This is a genomic window from Subtercola boreus (assembly GCF_006716115.1).
GTDB lineage: Bacteria > Actinomycetota > Actinomycetes > Actinomycetales > Microbacteriaceae > Subtercola > Subtercola boreus.
Map to the genome: position 1 here is coordinate 3,261,219 of NZ_VFOO01000001.1, position 17,646 is coordinate 3,278,864.

The following is a 17,646-nucleotide window of genomic DNA, read 5'->3' on the forward strand; positions in this document are numbered from 1 at the left end:
ACTACTGGACCCGGGCTTCGGCCTCAGGGGCGTTGTCGTCGGCCGACGGGATGAACACGTCGTCGACCGTCACGTTGACCTCGGTGACTTCGAGGCCCACGAGGTTCTCGATGGCGTCGATGATCGACGAGCGCACGTCGTTCGCGACATCCTGGAGGGCGACCGGGTACTCGGCCACGATGATGACGTCGACGGCGACCTGGGTCTCGCCCACCTCGACGCTGATGCCCTGCGAGAGGTCGGTGTTGTTGATCGCGTTGCGGATCGACCCGATCACGCGGGCAGCTCCGCCGCCCAGGGCGTGCACTCCGCTGACCTCACGGGCGGCGATGCCGGCGACCTTCGCAACGACGCTGTCGTTGATGGTGGTCTTGCCGATCGCGGTCTCGGCGATGGGGGTGGTCGTGGCCGGGGTGGTGGCGATCGTGGCCGGCGTTACGGGGGTCGTGGTGTTTGCCATGAGATGCTCCAGTTGTGTGTGCACGTCCCCGGGGTTCCGGGGGTGATGTGCGATAGTCACTAGTAAGACGGTGGCAGTGCCAGAATCGTCACGCCACCTCTTGAACTTTTTTTCCGATCCGTGCAAGTGGTCGGCTGGTGGATGTTCGGAGTGGAGGCGCAATCGGATGGATGGAGCATCCACGCCCTCACTCGTCGACGCCGACGACCGCACCCTCGCGGGCCGTGCCGCCGATGGCGACGTGCGCGCCTTCGAGGTACTGGTGCGGCGGTACAGCCCCCTGATGCGCGCCTACGCGACACGGGTGCTCGGTTCGAACGACGAGACCGACGACGTGGTGCAGGAGGCCTTCATCACCGCGTGGCAGCAGCTGTCGACGCTCGCCGACCCGAGTGTGGTGAAGAGTTGGCTGATGCGCATCGTGAGCCGGAAGAGCATCGACCGCATCCGTGCCCGGAAGCTCCACGTCGACATCGACGACCACGAGCAGGAGGCGCCGCCGTCGAGCACGCCCCCGCAGGTCGCCGAGGCCCACTCGCGCGAGGCGGCACTCGGCCAGGCCCTCAACGCCATGCCGGCCGAGCAGCGCCAGTGCTGGATTCTCAAGGAGATCGCCGACTACAGTTACGACGACATCGCCCAGGAGCTCGACCTGCCCGTTTCCACCGTCCGCGGGCTGCTCGCCAGGGCCCGCAAGAACCTGATCCGTGAGATGGAGGCGTGGCGATGACCGGAGACGCAGAACTCGAAGGCTTCGAGCCGGCCGACCTCGACGGCCACACCATCGACGAGCTGAGCGACTACCTCGCGGCGGGCCGCCAGCCGCTCGATCCCAGCATCGAGTCCTCGCCGGGCTGCCAGATCGCACTCGACGCCATGCTCCGGCTGAAGGGGCTGTCGCTGTCGCTGCTGGAATCGGATGTCGCGGAGCAACCGGCCACCGACGAGAGCTTCATCGCGGGCATCCTGAACAGCATCGGCTTCGAAGCGCAGTCCGGGCGGAACATCCCGGTGCAGCATCCGTCGGCGCACGCGTCGCTCACCCTCACGGAGGGTGCTGTGCGGGGGCTCATCCGTGCGGCCGGGGACACGGTGTCCGGAGTGCTGATCGGCCGGTGCGTGCTGCAGGGCGAGGTGAGCATCCCCGGCGAACCGATCTCGGTGCTCGTCGACGCGAGCGTGTTCTGGGGCGAGTCGATTCCGCTGGCCGCTGCGCGCATCCGCGAGGCCATCTACGCCGAGCTGCTGAAACACACCGAACTGAACATCGTCGCGATCGACGTGACCATCCACGATGTGCACCTGTCGCGGAGTCTCGGCGAGCAGTCCGTCGAGGAGATCGAATGAGAGGCCCCGGGATGAACGACAGGCCCCAGCAGGATGATCGAACCGCTGTGAGCCTTGCGCTCACCGAGACCGTGCGCAAGGTGCACGGCGTGAGCGAGGTGTACTCGTCTGCGCCCGTCGTCGTAGCGACGGTCTCGAAGGTGACCCAGCTCGTCACCCGGGGCGCCGTGTCCCCCGACGTGGTCGCGGTGTCGGAGGTCGACGGTGAACTGGTGGTGGCTGTGACCATCGGCGTGAGCGAAGGGGTGTCCGCCACCCAGGTGTGCCGTGACGTCTACGACGCCATCGCTGAACAGCTCGGCGCGGCCCTCTCCGATCCGCTCCGGCCGCTGAGCATCGCGGTCAAGGTGGCGCGGATCGGCTGAGGTCCGAGGCTGCCGTCAGGAGACTGTCACGGCCACTCGTACCGGCGACGCGGTCGGCACCACCGCTGCTGGCGGCGCCACCACCGCTGACGGCACTGCCGTCGGTGCCAGCATCGAGGTCGCCGAGGCCGACCGGAACTCGCGCGGAGTCATGCCGTGGCGGGTCCGCAGCGCGAACCGCATCTCCTTGGTGCTCGAGAAGCCGCTCGCGGCAGCGACTCCGCCGAGCGGAAGCCCAACGTTGCTGCCCGTGTCCGCCAGAAGGGCTGCCGCCGACTCCGCGCGTCGGTCGCGGATCGCATCGCTGATCGTCGACCGGTTCTGCGCAAAAGCGCGCTGCAACTGGCGGAGCGAGATGTGCAGTCGCACGGCCAGGGACGCAGGGTCGAGCAGCGGGTCGCGGAACTCCCGGTCGATCAGGGCGAGCGCGGCAGCCCAGAGGCCGGCAGCGGGCAGGGCCCGGGCTTCGACACGGCCGCTCTGCTCGCGGAACAGTGCCGAGACCAGCTGGCTCAGTGCCCTGACCGCCGGATGCCCGTTGCCGACATCCCCGTCGGTGCCCCCGTCGACGCCGAAGCCCGGCTCATCGGCGCGGCCCATCAGCCCGAGCACGAAGGCGAGCGTCGGTGCCGTGAGCATCAGTGCCTCGTCGAACCGTCCCAACGACCGGTGACCTTGTTCGGCGCCCCCGAGCGACTCGCGCGGAACGGCGACGCGAACCACCCGAGAGGTCTGCACGCTGGTGCCGGAGACCTGTCTCCGGACTGAAAGCCAGCCCGCTCTGCCTTTTCCGAGGGAGAGCTCCCGGTCGGCATCGACGATGTCGTACCCGCCGGAGAGGACGAAGATCGCGCTGACGCGGTCCCGGTCATCCACCCCACCGGTCTCGACAGACGAGACCGTGCACGCCGTGTGGATCGTGTCTGAGACGATCACGTCGCCGAACGTCCACCGTGTGCCACGCGAACGGAAGGCATGCGGGTCGGCGCAGTCGATGCGCACGGGTGCCCGGTCGATTCCGTCCTGGCCGGCGAGGGACCACTGCACCCGGCTGGTGTCTCGAGTCTGTCCCACCCCTTCATCTTGGCTCATTCGGGTGATGAGCTCCATCCCCCGAATGAATCACTCCTGCGGCTTCACTCCCGAGGTTTCTCTCGTGAGGTCGGGGCTCGTGGGGCAGTACAGCTGCGTACGCTCGCCGGAGCGGTCGATCTCATGGTCGGACATCATTCTGCCGCAGAGCGGACACGATCCCGCCTGCGCCCTGGCGGCCTTCGATTCTGCGGACTCGGTGTCGATCGGGCCGAGGGGCGGCGGGCCGAGGTAGGGGAAGAGGCGCGCGTTCAGCCAGTTGCCGAGCCCTCCGGCCTCTTTCAGAGTCGGTTTGTGCACACCGTTCGTTCCCATATCATTAGTGTACTAACTAAAAGCGTGAGGAGCGCACCTGTGCCCGAATCGTTCGACGACCCGCTCGCCCTGGAGAACCAGGTCTGTTACGCACTGGCGGTCGCGGCGCGTACCGTGACCGGTCTCTACCGGCCGATCCTCGAACCCCTCGGGCTGACGCACCCCCAGTACCTCGTGATGCTCGCGCTCTGGGAACAGAATCCGCGCTCGCTCCGCGGCCTCGCGGCGGCGCTCAGCCTCGAACCCGCGACACTGTCGCCGCTCCTCAGGCGCCTCGAATCGGCCGGCCACGTTCGGCGCGAGAGGAACGCGGCAGACGAACGGATGCTCGACATCACCCTCACGGAGAGCGGGCTCGCGCTCCGCGCCGCTGCGCTCAGCATTCCTCCGCGGGTCGCCCAGGCCCTGGACATGTCGGTCGCGGAGCTCGAGCAGCTCCGCGCGGTGCTGCACCGGGTGATCGGGGCCGCGAGCACGACGACCCCGGTTCCGGAGCCGGCTGTTCCGGAGCAGGCGGTGCGGGAGCAGGCGGTGCGGTAGCTTCGGGATGTGATCTGGCTGCCTCGGTTTCGCGCCGCGATGATTCCCGCGGGCATCCTGCTCCTCTACATGGTGGCCGCATTCAGCACCCTGTACAGCTGGCAGAACGCCGGCTTCACCCTCACCGGCGACGAACCGCACTACCTGGTGATCGCCCGGGGCATCATCGTCGACCACACCCTCGAGCAGACCGTTCCGTACCGTGAGGCCTTCGAGCAGGGGCTCTTCTTCGGGGGGACGATCGCCGAACCGCCGTCGCCCGCCAACACCCACGCGTACCTCGGCCCGCACGGTCTCTTCAACATCCACAATTTCGGGCTCCCCCTTCTCATCGCTGTGCCCTACGCACTCCAGGGGGTGCTCGGCGTCAAGGTCTTCCTGGTTCTGGTGGGAGGCCTCGCGCTGGTGCTGATGTGGAAGATCAGCGGCGTCTTCATCCCCTCGACGACGGTCCGTGCGGTCTCGGTCGGGGCCGCCGGGCTCGGGATGCCCCTGCTGCCGGGTGCGAACCAGATCTTTCCCGACATCACGGCCGGCGTTCTCTGCCTGGTCGGCCTGTACTGGCTGCTGACGGTGCGTCACAGCCGGCCGGTCTGGCGGGAGGTGGTGATGGGGGTCGCAGTGGGGTACCTGCCGCTGTTGCAGATCAAGTTCGCGCTGCCCGCGGTGATCCTCGCCGCCGCGCTCGCCGTGGCGATAGCGCAGCGTGACGCGCCGACCCGCGCTCGCCGCTGGGGCCGTGCAGCCGTCATCGTGGTGCCGGTCGGCGTGCTGCTCGGCACTGTCTTCGCCCTCAACCTGTACGCGTTCTCGAACCTGACCGGCCCCTACGAGCCGGGGGCCTTCGATGTGGGGCCCGCCGCGCTGATGTCGTTCGTCGGGCTGCTGATCGACCAGAACCAGGGCCTGCTCTTCCAGAACCCGATCGCGTTCGCCGGGCTCGTCGGAATCGGGCTGCTGTTCGCCTGGCGGCGGGGCTTCGCGTTCGTGTGGGCTCTGGTGTTCCTCGCCCTCATCGTGCCGAACGCTCTTCTCGCGAACGAGTACGGAGGGTATTCGCTGAACGGACGGTTCCAGTACGCGGGAGCGCTGGTGTTCGGCATCGCCACCCTCTTCGCCCTCGGCCGGCTCGCCGAACGCCGCCGGGTGCTGTGGATGATCGTCTGCACCGTCGGCGTCGGCCTCTCTGCGGCGTTCTGGGCTGTGCTGACCTTCTCACCGACGTTCCTCGAATACGGAGGGCGACTCCTCTACCGGCAGGACCCCCTGCCCTGGCTGCTGAACTACAGCGTGTTCTTCTTTCCGCTGCAGAACGCCCTGCCGGCCCTCTACGACGAGGCGTGGGCGTCGACCTTCTGGCCGAACTACGCCTGGGCGGCCGTCGTGCTGGTGCTGCTCGTCTTCGGGTTCGCGGTGGGTGTCGGGGGCTTTCCGCGCCGTACAGTCGGAATGCCGGTCCTCGCCGGTCTCACTGTCACGGTGCTCGCTGGCGCTCTGATCGTTGCGGGCCTCACCGCAGTCACCCCCACACCTCCTCGGCACTACGCGGCCTCCGAGCTCATTGTGCTCCAGGGCACCCCCGTGCCCGAGGGAGTCTCGGCCTCGGCGGCCACCGGCCAGACGGCTGGACCGGTCACCGAGGGCCCGATCACCCTGCTGCGGCAGGGCAGCTACACGCTCTCGCTCACCTACTCGAGCTCGGCCCCGACGTCGGTCGTCGTCGGCAGTTGGCAGCCTGATCCGGCCCACGCCACGGCTCCCCCCGAGCGGGCGCTGACCGGCACCGCAGGGGCCGAGGTGACGGTGAGCCAGACCGTCGAGCTGGCGAACATCGTGCCGGCCACTCTGCAGCTGCGCACGATCTGGAACGGAACCGGCCAGCTCACGGTGCTGGGCGCGACCTACAGCCTCTCCGCAGGCCGATAGTCGCCCTGACGGCCAGGCGGGCGGCCGGACGGGAGGGCGGCCGGGCGGGCGGGCGGACGGGAGGGCGGCCGGGCGGGCGGGACGCTGGGCGGGCGGCCGCACCGTTGCGGCGCGGGGCGGGGCGGGGCCATGGTACGCGGGGGAGTCAGACCAACCGCGCGCAGGTGATGCAGAGCGCGGCCGAGGGGAGGGCATCCAGACGCTCGAAACCGATCGGCTGACCGCACCGGATGCATGCCCCGTAGGTACCGGCCGCGAGACGTTCGAGCGCGGCGTCGACCTCGGCAGAGGACCGCGCGAGTCCGTCCGTCACGCCCGCGATCCGCGACCACTCCGACGAGAGCGTCGGGCCCTCGGGGTCGTGCTCGTCGTCGGCCGAGGCGTCGCTCCGGGCCTCCCGCACGTCGGCGAGCGACCCCGTCATGCGCCGGAGCTCAGCGTCGAGGCTTTCGCGCTGCCGCCGGAGGGCGGCTTCGAGGTGGGCGAGCTGGGCATCCGTCAGCGGTATCGCGTCAGGCATCGCGGGCGGCACCGCGGCCCCCTCGCCCTGCCCGCTCACCGGCTCGTCGCTCACCGGCTCGTCACCCACCGGCCCGTCACTCGGCGGACTTCGCCGCCCGCAGCTCGGGGATGAGCTTCTCGAGATAGGCGGCCGTGTCGTGCCAGCCCTCGACCGCCACGCACTCGACGCCCAGCACCTTCACCGGGTAGTCGTTGCCGTTCTCGTCGAGACGGTCGCCCACGAAGAGCATGTCGTCGAGGGGGATGCCCGTCAGGTCGGCGAGTTTCGTCATTCCGTAGGCCTTGTCGATGCCCTGGCGGGTGATGTCGACGCTCGTCGATCCACCGGCCCGCACTTCGAGGTCGGGGAGCTCGGCCTGTGCCGCCTCGCGGAGGCTGTTCTTCTTCTCACCCGTCGGGTCCCAGGCCGTCTTCACGGCAACAGGCGCGGCCTGGCCGAGGGCCGAGAACGTGATCTGCGAACCCCGGTCCTCGAGGATCGGGCCCCAGGTCTCGGTCTCCCAGTAGCCGAGCTTCTTCGCGATGCGCTCGACGACCTCGAGGGCGCGAGCCTTCTCGTCGTCGGTCAGGTTCTGGGCGTAGATCTGGTTCCACGCGCCGTTCTGGTGCAGGTAGTACTGCGTGCCGCACGTCGGCATCAGGTGCAGGTGTTCGAGCTGCGCATCGCTGGCGGTGGTCAGGTTGTCGATGACCTGCATCTGGAACTGCGAGATCTGGCCGCCCGAGATGATGCACACCTCGGTGACGTCGAGCAGCTCGATGAGCAGCGAAGCCATCGCCGGATCGAGCGGCGATTTCGAGGGGGCGAGAGTGTCGTCGAGGTCGAATGCCACCAGCCGGGGGGTTGTCGTCACGGGTGTTTCCTTCACGTTGTGGGGGCGCGTTGCCGTACGGGTGCGCCGCTCAATGGTACGGGTTCCCCGCTGCATCCTCCTCCGAGCCCTCGCGGGAGGCCCGGATTCCGTTTGGATCGATCGAGAGGACGCTATCTGCGGCTTCGGGCGATCTGTGGAGCAGTTGGCGTCCTTTCGAGGCGGGTGCGGGTGGGGTGCGGGTGCGGGACGGGTGCGGCAGAGTGGGGTGCATGGACGAGAAAGAGACACTCCACAGCTACCTCCGCATCCGCCGGGCCGACCTGCTCGGCAAGCTCGACGGGCTCAGCGAATACGATGCCCGCCGCCCGCTCACGCCCACCGGAACCAACCTGCTCGGCCTCGTGAAGCACGTGGCGAGCGTGCAGCTCGGCTACTTCGGCGAGGTCTTCGGGCGGCCGGCGACGCATCCCGTGGCGGAGCAGATCACGGCCCTGGATGCCGCTGGCGCGGTCGCGGCCGCCGCCTCCCCGGTCGCCGCCGGCGCGGTCGCCGCCGATGCCGATGCCGAGGCCGATGCCTTCGAGGATGCCGACCTCTGGGTGCCCGCCACCCAGTCCCGCGCCGAGATCCTCGACTTCCACCACTTCTCGGCGGCCCATGCCGATGCCACCATCGCCGGTCTCGCCCTCGACGCTCCCGGCGAGGTGCCGTGGTGGCAGCCGGAGCGGCGTGCGGTCACGCTCCACCAGATCCTCGTGCACATGATCGCCGAGACCGCCCGGCACGCCGGCCACGCGGACATCGTGCGCGAGTCGATCGACGGACAGCTCGGCAACGGGCCGGCCGACCCCAACGTGCCCGCCCGCAGCGCCGCCTCGTGGGCGGCCTACCGCGCCCGCATCGAGGAGGCCGCCGTGCATTCGGGAGGAGCTCAGCCGATCCGAGCCGAATAGCGCGTCGCGTTCGCTCCGCTCCTCCCGGGTGGGGTCAGACGGTGAGCTCGAACTCCGCACGGCCCGACGCGACGCCGTTCACCTGCACCTCGATCGCATGGGTGCCCGGGTGGTAGCGGCGCGTCGTGATCAGCTTGAAGGAGTGCCGCCGCTCGTAGGTCACCGACTGACCGGCGGCCAGCGTCACGGTGGCGAGCTTGAACACTTTCGTGGTCTGCCCGCCGTTCGCTTTGAAGTGGTGCACCACATAGTCGACGACGAGCCGCTGCTCCTCGCCGGTCTCGTTGGTGAGGATCACGCTGAACGGCAGCTCGCCGCCGACGGCGACAGAGTCCGCGGCCAGCACCGGCCCCTCGACCTCCACCCCGTGCTGCGGGTCGAACCCGAACAGCGCCAACGTGGCCGGGTGACCCTTCTTCACGAGGGAGCGGAGGCCGTGCTTCACGACCCGCTGCGTGTTCCCGTCGGCGGCGAGCATCCATTCGCTCGCCACGCGCGCCGCCAGATCGGGATGCTGCCGGCTCAGGTCGTTCAGGTGGTTCGCGACCGACCGCCGCACGTACTCGCTCTCGTCGCGGTAGAGCGCCGTGATGACCGGCAGAGTGCTCTCGGGGGCGGCGCTGAGCGCGGGCACCCGGATCGCCCACGGCAGGAACGCCCGCGTGCCCTCGCTCGCGAGCCGCCGCACGTGCTCGTCGTCGCTCCGCGTCCAGCTCTGGATGATCGGCAGAGCCCGCGCCAGGTTCGCCTGCAGCAGCCCGCGGATCGCGAACTCGCTCGTGAGCCGCCCGGTCAGGTCGGCCAGCAGTGCCATCGCGGAGTCGAAGCTCGCGTCGCCACCCTGTTCGAGCGCGCGGGCGGTCACCGCCTCGGTGACGGGCCAGATCATCCAGCCCGTGAAGCGCGGATCGCCCATCGCGTCGCGGAACACCGCCTCGAGCTCGTCGAACCCGCCCGGTAGCTCGTGTCGCAGCGCGGTCGCGACCAGGTCGGTGCGCTGTCGGAGGCCGAGCGGGGCGAACGCTCCGGCGGCTTCCCGCACGGCGTCGAATGGATGCCCGGGGCGCACGCCCGCGAGCACATCGGCCAGACGCGTGGCGACGCCCGGCCCCAGGAGTTCATCGGCGAAGGGCATGCCCCCCATTGTGTCGGCTGCCGCCGACACCGTCACCCGCGTTCGGAAGACGCTTCAGGAGAGCCGGGCCGCTCCGGCGTGGCGGCTTCGAGGCCCCTGATGAGGGTCTGCAGCATGAACTCGAAACTGCCCTGCATCGGCATGACCTTTGCCGAGCTCCAGCGGAGCATGAAGGCACGATTTGCGACGAGGGGCAGCAGTTCACCCAGGGTCGGCAGGTCGTCGCCGCCCAGTCGGAGCTGCTGCTCGAAGCGCTCACGCCACTCGAAATCGGTCTCGTCGGGGTCGATGGCGTACTCCGCTGCGATCCAGCCGAAGACGGTCCCCATGATGGTGTTGTAGACCATCAGCAGCTGCTCCCCTTCGAAACCGCCGTTCTTCAGCACGGTCAGGGTGCGCTCGGCGAGGGTGAGGCTCACGATGCTCACCTGCAGCTGTGACGTGATGTAGGCGGCGAGGTTCGGGTGGTGGGAGAGACTCCGCCGCGTGGCACGCGCCATCTGCGTGACCCAGTCCTGCCACGGAATGGTGACGTCGGGCAAATCGACGGTCTCGAGCACCCGCTGGCAGACGAGCGCCAACAGCTGGGCACGGTTGCCCGCATGCCAGTACAGCGACGCCGGATAGGCGTTCAGCCGCGTGCCGAGCGACCGCATGGTCAGCGAGTCGAACCCCTGGGCGTCGATGATGGCGAGGGCGCCGTCGACGACCTCGTCGCGCGAGAGGGGGCCCCGGGAGTTCTTCTTCTTCGGGCCCTCCAGCGCGGGCGGCGAATCAGGCATGCCTCAACCTAACAGCCTGGCCGGGTTCGCCCGGATCATGGTGTCGAACTCCTCGGCCGAGATCCCTGCTTCGAGCAGGGCGTGCCGGAACCCCTCGAGCACGAAGCCGAAACCGTTGCCGCCGTACGCGCGCAGGTGCGAGACGACGCACACGTCGTGCGAGAGCAGGATGCGCTCGAGGTACCCGGCCCGCACGAGCTCGAGAACCTGGGCGACCCGGGGCGCGACGGCCGCGGGGTTCTTCGAATTGATGGTGTCGAGGCCGATGTAGACCCCGGTGGAGGCCAGCTCGACGGCGAACCCGGGAGTCGGCACCGTGTCGACGTGGCCGACGACGATCTTCGCCGGGTCCACGCCTTCGTGCCGGAGCAGAGCGACCTGGTCGAGGCCCACATGCCAGCGCGCGGCGTGGGTGTAGACCGGCACCCCGGTTGCGACACTGGCCCTCGCCGCCCCGCGGAACGACCGCTCCTCCGTCGCAGAGACGAACCACTTGTCGGCCCCGATCTCGCCGATGATGCCCGCCTTCACCCCGGTGCCGGGGATGCCTTCGGTGAGGTCGCGGATGATCTCCTCAGCGATTCCGTCGACTCCGAGCCGGTCGATGAGGTCACGGCTCATGAACGGGTCGCGGTAGCGCCCGGCGCCGAGCACCACGTTCACCCCGGTGGCGCGGGAGACGCGCTGGATCGCCGCCACGTTCTCGGGATCCCTCGTCTCGCCGGCGGCCGTGGCGGTGAAGGTCGGTTTCGACGCCGTCGTGGAGCCGGGCGTCAGCTCCGCCGTCGTCAGATCGAAGATCGTGCCACCGCCCTGGTCGGCGAAGACCTGCAGTTCGTCGACGACCAGCTGCTCTTCGTGCACGAGCCCGTCGCCCCTGCGCTCGAGCATGAGGTTGATGAAGAGGTGCTCGTGCGACAGGGTGGGGCCGAGGTCTGCGGTGTCGACGGCACCGAGAGCGGTCTCGACCGTGCTCATGCGCCGACCCCCGCGACGAGCGCGAGAGCGCCCTCGTCGAGCAGCTGGGACTCGACCTCCGACAGGGCGAGATCGAGCCCCGCCACCAGGTAGTCGATCTCCTCAGTGCTGATGGTGAGTGGCGGCGAGACGGCGGCGGCCTCGTTGAACCCGCCGGTGGCGACGTAGATGATCACGCCGTGCCGGAGGGCGGCCGCAGCCACACGCCTGCCGAGCTGGCCCTGCGGGAGCGTCACCTCTCTCGTCTCACGGTTCTGCACGAATTCGAGGGCGAGCAGCATCCCGACCCCCCGCACGTCGCCGATGACCGGATGCGACGCGGCCAGGTTCTCGAGCTGCTCGCGCAGGTAGACGGCCATTCGGGCACCGCGGGCGACGAGGTCTTCGGAGACGAGCACCTCGATCACTGCTGACGCGATCGCGATCGACAGCGGATTCCCCGCGTAGGTGTGGCCGCCCTGGATGCGGCCGGAGCCCTGCTCGATCGCCGAGATCACACGCTCGGAGACCAGGGTCGCCGCGATGGGCGTGTACCCCGCGCCGAGGCCCTTACCGGTGGCGACGAGGTCGGGCTTGATGCCCCAGTGGTCGGAGGCGAGCATCCGCCCGGCGCGACCGAGGCCCGTCATCACCTCGTCGGCGATGAACAGCACACCGAACTCCTCGCAGAGGCTCTTCAGTCCCACAAGGTAGTGCGCGGGGGGAACGGTCGCCGAGAGAGTGGCCCCACCGACGGGCTCGATCACGATGCCCGCCAGGTGATGGGCGTGCTCGACGAACTGTTCACGCGCAAGCACGAGCAGGGCATCCGCGTAGTCGCTCTCGCTGAGGCCGGCGCTGTCCCGGTAGGTGTACGGGGTGGGCAGCGTGTGGAACGCGTGCGCCAGCTCGCCCGCGACACTCCGCCGGGCGTGGCCGGAGAGGGAGAGTCCGCCGAGGGTGTTCCCGTGGTAGCTCTGCGACGACGAGAGGAACCACTGCCGTTCGGGCTGCCCGATCTCGCGGAAGTACTGCAGGGCGAACTGGAGGGCGGCCTCGACGGCCTCCGATCCGGAGCTCACGAACCAGACCCCGGCGTACCCGGTCAGCGCGGCGAGACGGTCGGCGAGCTGTTCCGTCTGCACGCTCGTGAAGGCGCCGCGGTGGGTGAAGGTGACGTGTTGCGCCTGCTCTGCCATCGCCGCGATGACGGCCGGGTTGCCGTGGCCGATCGTCGTCACCACAGCGCCGGAGCAGGCGTCGAGGTACCGCTTGCCACGGGTGTCGGTGAGCCAGACCCCCTGGGCGCTCTCGATCGCGGGGAGGTCAGCCGAGAGGTTGTTCTGGATGAGAGATGATTTCATGATGTGACCGCCTGGAGGAATTCTCGGGTTCTGGAGTGTTGGGGATTGAGGATGACCTGCTCGGGCGGGCCCTGCTCGACGACGTGGCCGTCGGCCATGAAGACGACACGGTTGGCCACCTGGCGGGCGAAGTTCATCTCGTGCGTGACGACGACCATGGTCATCCCGTCGCGCGCGAGGTCGCGCATGACCGACAGCACTTCTCCGACGAGCTCGGGGTCGAGTGCACTGGTCGGCTCGTCGAAGAGCATGATGCGGGGGTTCATCGCCAGGGCGCGGGCGATGGCGACGCGCTGCTTCTGGCCGCCCGACAGCTGTGCGGGATACGCCGAGCCCTTCTCGCCGAGGCCCACCCGCTCGAGGAGGCGCTCGGCGTTCGCGGTGGCCTCCTTGCGCGACTGCCCGCCCACGCCGATGGGCGCCTCGACGATGTTCTGCAGCACCGTCAGGTGTGGGAAGAGGTTGAAGTGCTGGAAGACCATGCCGATGCGCCGGCGGCGCACGGCCACTTCGCGTTCCGGCAGTTCGTAGAGCTTCTCGCCGTCCTGCCGGTAGCCGACCAGGTCGCCGTCGATGAGGATGATCCCGTCGTCCACGGTTTCGAGGTGGTTGAGGGTTCGGAGAAGGGTGGTCTTGCCGGATCCGCTCGGACCGATGAGGCAGACCACCTCGCCCTGCTGCACCGTCAGGTCGACGCCCTTCAGTACCTGGTTGGAGCCGTAGGCCTTGTGCACGGCCCGGGCATCGACGATCGGAGTCTCCGTTCGGTCGTTCATCAGTTGCTCCCTGGTTGTGAGTCCGGTCGACATCAGTGGGCGCCTTTCGCCAGTCGTCGTTCGAGGAAGGACTGACCGATGGACGCCACGGCGACCAGGATCAGGTACCAGAAGGTGGCGACGGCGAGCATCTCGATGACCCGGTAGTTGCTGGCCGAGATGTTCAGCGCCTCGGTGAGCACGTCGCCGCCCGCGATGACGGAGACGAGGCTCGTGCCCTTGATGAGGTTGATGAACTGGTTGCCGAGCGGCGGCACGATGACCCGCATCGCCTGCGGCAACACGATTCGTCGCATGGTGTAGCCGGGGGGCATGCCGAGGGCGCTCGACGCCTCGAACTGGCCGCGGTCGATCGAAGCGACGCCACCGCGCACGATCTCGGCCACGAACGCCGCTTCGAGGAGCGCCAGCCCGATGACCGCTGCCGTGAAGGGTGCGATGAGCGAGTTGGTGGTGACCGAGAAGAACTGCACATCGGTGAACGGGATGCCCATGCTGATGTTGCGCACCACGAGGCCGATGTTGCCCCAGAGCAGCAGCTGCAGCAGGGCGGGTACCGACCGGAAGATCATGATGTAGACGCTGGCGATCGTGCGGAGCATCCGGTTCTTCGACATGCGCAGCAGGCCGACGACCACGCCGAGGGCGGAACCGAACAGCATGGCGAGCACCGAGAGCTGGATCGTGATCCAGACGCCGCGGAGGATGCGCTCGCTGAAGAGGTACTGCAGGGTGGTCGCCCAGTTCAGGGCCGGGTTCGTGGCCAGGGCGCCGATCACTCCGACGACGATCACGAGCAGGACCGCCGCGAGGATCCACGGGAAGACGGAGCGTCGGGGAACGACCCGGTAGACCGGCCGGGTGGCGGGCGGGCGCGTCTGGGTGGTTGTCACGATCAGTCGATCGGGAAGGCGGAGGTGCCGCCGCCGTTGATGACGACCTGGTCTTCGGTGAGCTCGATGTCTGCTGCACCGTGCTTCTCCATGATCTCGTGGTACGTGCCGTCGGCGACGAGGATCTTCAGCGCACCGAGGATCGCCGCGGCGAAGTCCTTGCGGTCGAGGGCGACACCCATGGCGAAGGGGTTGTCGGGGTACCGGGCGTCGGTGAGCGCGAAGGTGCTGCCATCGCCGCTCGTCTTCACCGTGTTGGCGAGGATCAGCGCCGGTGCGACGAATCCGGATGCCCGGCCGGACTGCACCGCAGTGGTGGCGTCCGCGGCAGAGGTGAAGGGGTTGATCGTGATCGGCTTGGCCGCGCACTCGGCGTCGCTGATTGTCTTCGCGCGGATCTCCTGCTGGCTGCCGGAGACGACGGCGAGCGTCATCCCGCACATGGAGGCGATGTCGGTGACCTTGTCGGCGTTCTCCTTCGGCACGAGGATGGCCGACTGGTTCTGCATCTGGTCGATCATCGTCAGCACCTGCTGGCGGGCAGGCGTGTCGGAGAGGAACCCGATGGAGATGTCGATCGCGCCGGACTGGATCGCCGGGATCGGCTCCTTCACGTCGCGCCAGACGAAGTCGACTCCGAGGATGTCACCGAACGCGGCGGCGAGATCGGGCGAGATGCCGACAGGCTCGGCGCCGTCACCGATCCCCACCGAGGGCGGGAGCACGTACGGAGCACCGACGTTGACGACACCCGCGTCGAGCACCTCCTTCGGCAGGAGCGCACGAAGGCTCTCGTCGACCGAGTGGGCGACGGTCGTCCCGGTCGTGTCGGCCGCTGCAGCCTCTGTGCCCGCAGAGGTCGAGGAGCAACCGGAAGCGAGGAGGGCGATGGCACTGGCGGTGGCGATGGTCGCCGTGATTCTGGTGAAGACGGTGGCTGTCATGGATCGCTTTCGGTTCAGGGCCGTGGCCGCAGGCGGTGAGCGCTCTTGAACAATGTTCTAGAGATCGAGTGCTGCAACCATAAGTCCGCTGTTGTTTCCGGCAAGTGTCGCCATGTGACGGGCATGTAAACATTGAACGCCGTACAAGAAAATCCTCGTGATGTTTACCGCTCCGAAACATGGCGTACCTATGCTCGCAACATTGAACGCTGTACAAGGAGCCGGATGTCCCACCTCGATCACCGCGCGCGACGAATCACCGTCGCAGCCGCCGCCACGTTCGTGCTGCTTCTCGGGTCGAACATGCCCACACCCCTCTATGCAGTTTTCGCGCAGCAACTCGACTTCGGGGTCTTCACGCTGACCGCGATCTACGCGGCCTACTTTCTCGCCCTCGTGCCCACCCTGCTCGGTTTCGGCAGCCTCTCCGACCGCTTCGGGAGGCGCCCGGTGGTGCGCGCCGGACTCGCCGTGGCCCTGGTCGCAGCACTCGTCTTCGCTTCCGCCGACTCCCTCACCGCTCTGTTCGTCGCGCGGGTGCTGCAGGGTGTCGCGGTCGGCCTTCTCTCCGGCGCTCTCTCCGCCACCCTCGTCGACGCCTCCCCCCGCCGGGGCGCCACCGTCAGTACCGTGTCGATCCTCGCCGGCGGCGCCCTCGGCCCGCTCGTCGGAGGGCTGCTCGCGCGCGCCGTGCCGGGCTCGCCCGGAGCTGCGTTCTGGATCGTCGTCGCGTCATCCGCCGTTGTGCTCGCCCTCACGCACACCCTCCCCCGCGAGCGCCGGCCCACCGCCGACCGTTCGACGAGACGCGCCGCCCTCCCGACCGCCGTCTGGTGGGGCGCAGCGATCGCCGGCCTCGGCTGGGCGACGGCGGGTCTGTCGCTCGGGCTCCTGCCCACTGCGCTCGGGGTCACCCTCCCCAACACCTCGACTTTCACCGCAACCCTCCTGGTCACCGTCATGATGGGCGCCAGCGCGGTGACCCAACTCACCCTCGGCGCGACACGGCTGCCGCTCGGTACGGCGGGACTGGTGGCCGTGCCGCTGGCTGCCGTCACCCTCACTCTCGGCCTCGCGCTAGCGTCCCTCCCGGTCGTCGCCATCGGGAGTGTGCTCTCGGGTGTGGGCCTCGGATGCGCGTTCCTCGGCGGCATGCGCATCGCCGCGGCGGCCGCAGCACCACCGGATCGCGCCCGCGCGCTATCGATCTTCTTCGCCGTGGCCTACCTCGCAACGGGCGTGCCCACGCTGGCGGTCGGCGCGCTCAGCGCGGTGACCGGCCTGCTGCCCGCGATCGTCGGGTTCGCGTGTGCGGTGGTGGTGGTGGCCGTCTGCCTGGGGCTACGCGCTCCCGCTGCTCCTCCGCAGCAACGCAACGGGACCAGAACACACCCTCATCGTGCACATATGTGAAGAAGTATCAACGTATAAGAAAATCCCAGCACGGTTTTGGGGCCCTTCCTGCAGGCCGCCCTCACACCATCGCTAGACGCCTAAGAGCGCGAGCGGGATGACGGCGATACCGTCTGCCCGCCAGTACGCGACCTTTCCCGTGGTGATGACTGCGGCGTCGGGAAGGTCGGTGCCGAGCTGGATTCGTAGCCAGCGGAGGTGCTGCACGTCTTTGTCTGTGACCGCGCTGGCCAACTTCACCTCGAAGGCAACGACCTTTCCGTCGGCACGTTCGACGATCAGATCGATTTCGTGGTCACCATTGTGAGTTCGCACGTGGCTGACGGCAGCTCCAGCGCTCTGCGCGTAGACGCGAACAGAAAGCGTCACCAGCGACTCGAAGAGACCCCCGAGCATCGGCCCGTCTCGCAGCTCCGCCGGGCCGATATCGGATCGTGTGATTAGCGACTGCGCTGATACGCCCAACAACCGTGCGGCGAGCGCCGGATCGGCGAGTTGGTGTTTGGGGCTCTGGCCGAGCCGGTTGAAGTGATTTCGGCTGGGCACCCACCCTGGCACCTCGTCGAGCAGCCACAACCGCTTGAGAACCTCGCGGTAATCCTGCGCAGTTCCTCTCGCCGGCGGGGCCAAACGCTACCGTTTCGCAGGGCCAAACTCTACCGTTTCGCAGACTGTCGCCACTGTGGCCGAGGGTAGGGAAGGCTGCGCGTCTCTCTGTAATCGGTGTCGGTGTTCCGGATCAGCTGGATGGCTTGCGAGCCGAGCCTGCAATCGCCGGGTTTGCCTCGGCCTCTTCCGTCGCGGTGGGCTCGATCGCCGTTTCGCGCGCTCGGCGCCAGCAGCGGTGCCCCTGGGCGGCGCGTACAGCGAAATCCCAGCAACTCGCCTGAAGCCCGCAATTTCAATGATCGAGAGGCGTCCGACGAAATACTTGAGGTTTGCTTGGTTTGACGAGTTGGCGAAGTGGGCGTAGACCGAAACCAAGGTCAGCGGGGGAATCTGGGCCTGAGAACATATCGAGCATTGGAGCACGAAGTGTTTAGAAGC

The 17,646-nt window shown here is 68.4% G+C and carries 20 protein-coding genes; 7 read left to right on the forward strand and 13 right to left on the reverse strand.

The window, feature by feature from the left end:
- Position 1: 1 nt before the first annotated feature.
- Positions 2 to 460, reverse strand: coding sequence for an Asp23/Gls24 family envelope stress response protein (locus tag FB464_RS15235; protein WP_116416286.1), 459 nt, complete (start codon positions 458 to 460; stop codon positions 2 to 4).
- 166 nt (positions 461 to 626) lie between these two features.
- On the opposite strand from FB464_RS15235, the gene FB464_RS15240 reads away from it, so the two are divergent.
- Genes FB464_RS15240 through FB464_RS15250 form a run of 3 tightly spaced genes read left to right on the forward strand, consistent with a single transcriptional unit; the run spans position 627 to position 2,172 of the window.
- A complete protein-coding gene (locus FB464_RS15240) occupies positions 627 to 1,190 on the forward strand; it encodes an RNA polymerase sigma factor (RefSeq protein ID WP_116416285.1) in 564 nt (187 codons plus the stop codon).
- Entirely contained in the window at positions 1,187 to 1,807 is a 621-nt protein-coding gene (locus FB464_RS15245) for an Asp23/Gls24 family envelope stress response protein (protein WP_116416284.1), read from the forward strand. The genes FB464_RS15240 and FB464_RS15245 overlap by 4 nt, the downstream gene beginning before the upstream one ends.
- Before the next feature lie 11 nt (positions 1,808 to 1,818).
- Positions 1,819 to 2,172, forward strand: coding sequence for a hypothetical protein (locus FB464_RS15250; protein ID WP_116416283.1), 354 nt, complete (start codon positions 1,819 to 1,821; stop codon positions 2,170 to 2,172).
- 15 nt (positions 2,173 to 2,187) lie between these two features.
- Here FB464_RS15250 and FB464_RS15255 read toward each other — a convergent pair whose 3' ends face one another.
- Together FB464_RS15255 and FB464_RS20305 are read right to left on the reverse strand one after the other, a co-directional pair.
- Positions 2,188 to 3,246 carry an AraC family transcriptional regulator gene (locus tag FB464_RS15255; protein ID WP_170152016.1) on the reverse strand — a complete coding sequence of 353 codons (1,059 nt, stop codon included), beginning with the start codon at positions 3,244 to 3,246 and terminating at the stop codon, positions 2,188 to 2,190.
- Positions 3,247 to 3,294: 48 nt separating this feature from the next.
- Positions 3,295 to 3,579 (reverse strand): hypothetical protein, encoded by a 285-nt coding sequence (locus tag FB464_RS20305; RefSeq protein ID WP_246093088.1) that lies wholly within the window; start codon positions 3,577 to 3,579, stop codon positions 3,295 to 3,297.
- Between the two features lie 39 nt (positions 3,580 to 3,618).
- Between FB464_RS20305 and FB464_RS15260 the strand changes: the two genes are divergently transcribed.
- A complete protein-coding gene (locus FB464_RS15260; RefSeq protein ID WP_246093089.1) occupies positions 3,619 to 4,119 on the forward strand; it encodes a MarR family winged helix-turn-helix transcriptional regulator in 501 nt (166 codons plus the stop codon).
- A gap of 9 nt (positions 4,120 to 4,128) precedes the next feature.
- Positions 4,129 to 6,045: a hypothetical protein gene (locus tag FB464_RS15265; RefSeq protein WP_116416280.1), complete on the forward strand. Its 1,917-nt coding sequence runs from the start codon at positions 4,129 to 4,131 to the stop codon at positions 6,043 to 6,045.
- 145 nt (positions 6,046 to 6,190) lie between these two features.
- Here the strand turns inward: FB464_RS15265 and FB464_RS15270 are convergent, their stop codons facing one another.
- Together FB464_RS15270 and FB464_RS15275 are read right to left on the reverse strand one after the other, a co-directional pair.
- Positions 6,191 to 6,634 (reverse strand): TraR/DksA family transcriptional regulator, encoded by a 444-nt coding sequence (locus tag FB464_RS15270; RefSeq protein WP_246093090.1) that lies wholly within the window; start codon positions 6,632 to 6,634, stop codon positions 6,191 to 6,193.
- 7 nt (positions 6,635 to 6,641) lie between these two features.
- Positions 6,642 to 7,421, reverse strand: a complete 780-nt coding sequence (locus tag FB464_RS15275) for an HAD-IIB family hydrolase (RefSeq protein WP_246093091.1) — start codon at positions 7,419 to 7,421, stop codon at positions 6,642 to 6,644.
- A gap of 230 nt (positions 7,422 to 7,651) precedes the next feature.
- Between FB464_RS15275 and FB464_RS15280 the strand changes: the two genes are divergently transcribed.
- Complete coding sequence (locus FB464_RS15280) at positions 7,652 to 8,335, forward strand: DinB family protein (protein WP_116416278.1); 684 nt, start codon at positions 7,652 to 7,654, stop codon at positions 8,333 to 8,335.
- A gap of 34 nt (positions 8,336 to 8,369) precedes the next feature.
- Here the strand turns inward: FB464_RS15280 and FB464_RS15285 are convergent, their stop codons facing one another.
- Genes FB464_RS15285 through FB464_RS15315 form a run of 7 tightly spaced genes read right to left on the reverse strand, consistent with a single transcriptional unit; the run spans position 8,370 to position 15,186 of the window.
- Positions 8,370 to 9,470, reverse strand: a complete 1,101-nt coding sequence (locus FB464_RS15285) for a DNA alkylation repair protein (RefSeq protein WP_116416779.1) — start codon at positions 9,468 to 9,470, stop codon at positions 8,370 to 8,372.
- 32 nt (positions 9,471 to 9,502) lie between these two features.
- Complete coding sequence (locus FB464_RS15290; RefSeq protein ID WP_116416277.1) at positions 9,503 to 10,252, reverse strand: TetR/AcrR family transcriptional regulator; 750 nt, start codon at positions 10,250 to 10,252, stop codon at positions 9,503 to 9,505.
- Positions 10,253 to 10,255: 3 nt separating this feature from the next.
- Positions 10,256 to 11,230 carry a phosphotriesterase family protein gene (locus FB464_RS15295; protein WP_116416276.1) on the reverse strand — a complete coding sequence of 325 codons (975 nt, stop codon included), beginning with the start codon at positions 11,228 to 11,230 and terminating at the stop codon, positions 10,256 to 10,258.
- Positions 11,227 to 12,573 carry an aminotransferase family protein gene (locus FB464_RS15300; protein WP_116416275.1) on the reverse strand — a complete coding sequence of 449 codons (1,347 nt, stop codon included), beginning with the start codon at positions 12,571 to 12,573 and terminating at the stop codon, positions 11,227 to 11,229. Before FB464_RS15300 ends, FB464_RS15295 begins: the two co-directional genes overlap by 4 nt.
- Entirely contained in the window at positions 12,570 to 13,349 is a 780-nt protein-coding gene (locus FB464_RS15305; protein ID WP_116416778.1) for an amino acid ABC transporter ATP-binding protein, read from the reverse strand. Before FB464_RS15305 ends, FB464_RS15300 begins: the two co-directional genes overlap by 4 nt.
- A gap of 32 nt (positions 13,350 to 13,381) precedes the next feature.
- Positions 13,382 to 14,242 carry an amino acid ABC transporter permease gene (locus FB464_RS15310; RefSeq protein WP_170152015.1) on the reverse strand — a complete coding sequence of 287 codons (861 nt, stop codon included), beginning with the start codon at positions 14,240 to 14,242 and terminating at the stop codon, positions 13,382 to 13,384.
- 2 nt (positions 14,243 to 14,244) lie between these two features.
- Entirely contained in the window at positions 14,245 to 15,186 is a 942-nt protein-coding gene (locus FB464_RS15315) for a transporter substrate-binding domain-containing protein (RefSeq protein ID WP_116416273.1), read from the reverse strand.
- A gap of 225 nt (positions 15,187 to 15,411) precedes the next feature.
- On the opposite strand from FB464_RS15315, the gene FB464_RS15320 reads away from it, so the two are divergent.
- Complete coding sequence (locus FB464_RS15320; RefSeq protein WP_116416272.1) at positions 15,412 to 16,599, forward strand: MFS transporter; 1,188 nt, start codon at positions 15,412 to 15,414, stop codon at positions 16,597 to 16,599.
- 72 nt (positions 16,600 to 16,671) lie between these two features.
- Here FB464_RS15320 and FB464_RS15325 read toward each other — a convergent pair whose 3' ends face one another.
- Positions 16,672 to 17,229 (reverse strand): DUF4143 domain-containing protein, encoded by a 558-nt coding sequence (locus tag FB464_RS15325; protein ID WP_116416271.1) that lies wholly within the window; start codon positions 17,227 to 17,229, stop codon positions 16,672 to 16,674.
- Positions 17,230 to 17,646 lie beyond the last annotated feature (417 nt).

Excerpts from the sequence above, each read along its gene's own strand:
- FB464_RS15235 (WP_116416286.1), bottom strand. The coding sequence starts at position 460 with ATGGCAAACACCACGACCCCCGTAACGCCGGCCACGATCGCCACCACC.
- FB464_RS15240 (WP_116416285.1), top strand. The coding sequence starts at position 627 with ATGGATGGAGCATCCACGCCCTCACTCGTCGACGCCGACGACCGCACC.
- FB464_RS15245 (WP_116416284.1), top strand. The coding sequence starts at position 1,187 with ATGACCGGAGACGCAGAACTCGAAGGCTTCGAGCCGGCCGACCTCGAC.
- FB464_RS15250 (WP_116416283.1), top strand. The coding sequence starts at position 1,819 with ATGAACGACAGGCCCCAGCAGGATGATCGAACCGCTGTGAGCCTTGCG.
- FB464_RS20305 (WP_246093088.1), bottom strand. The coding sequence starts at position 3,579 with ATGGGAACGAACGGTGTGCACAAACCGACTCTGAAAGAGGCCGGAGGG.
- FB464_RS15280 (WP_116416278.1), top strand. The coding sequence starts at position 7,652 with ATGGACGAGAAAGAGACACTCCACAGCTACCTCCGCATCCGCCGGGCC.
- FB464_RS15285 (WP_116416779.1), bottom strand. The coding sequence starts at position 9,470 with ATGCCCTTCGCCGATGAACTCCTGGGGCCGGGCGTCGCCACGCGTCTG.
- FB464_RS15290 (WP_116416277.1), bottom strand. The coding sequence starts at position 10,252 with ATGCCTGATTCGCCGCCCGCGCTGGAGGGCCCGAAGAAGAAGAACTCC.
- FB464_RS15295 (WP_116416276.1), bottom strand. The coding sequence starts at position 11,230 with ATGAGCACGGTCGAGACCGCTCTCGGTGCCGTCGACACCGCAGACCTC.
- FB464_RS15300 (WP_116416275.1), bottom strand. The coding sequence starts at position 12,573 with ATGAAATCATCTCTCATCCAGAACAACCTCTCGGCTGACCTCCCCGCG.
- FB464_RS15305 (WP_116416778.1), bottom strand. The coding sequence starts at position 13,349 with ATGAACGACCGAACGGAGACTCCGATCGTCGATGCCCGGGCCGTGCAC.
- FB464_RS15315 (WP_116416273.1), bottom strand. The coding sequence starts at position 15,186 with ATGACAGCCACCGTCTTCACCAGAATCACGGCGACCATCGCCACCGCC.
- FB464_RS15320 (WP_116416272.1), top strand. The coding sequence starts at position 15,412 with ATGTCCCACCTCGATCACCGCGCGCGACGAATCACCGTCGCAGCCGCC.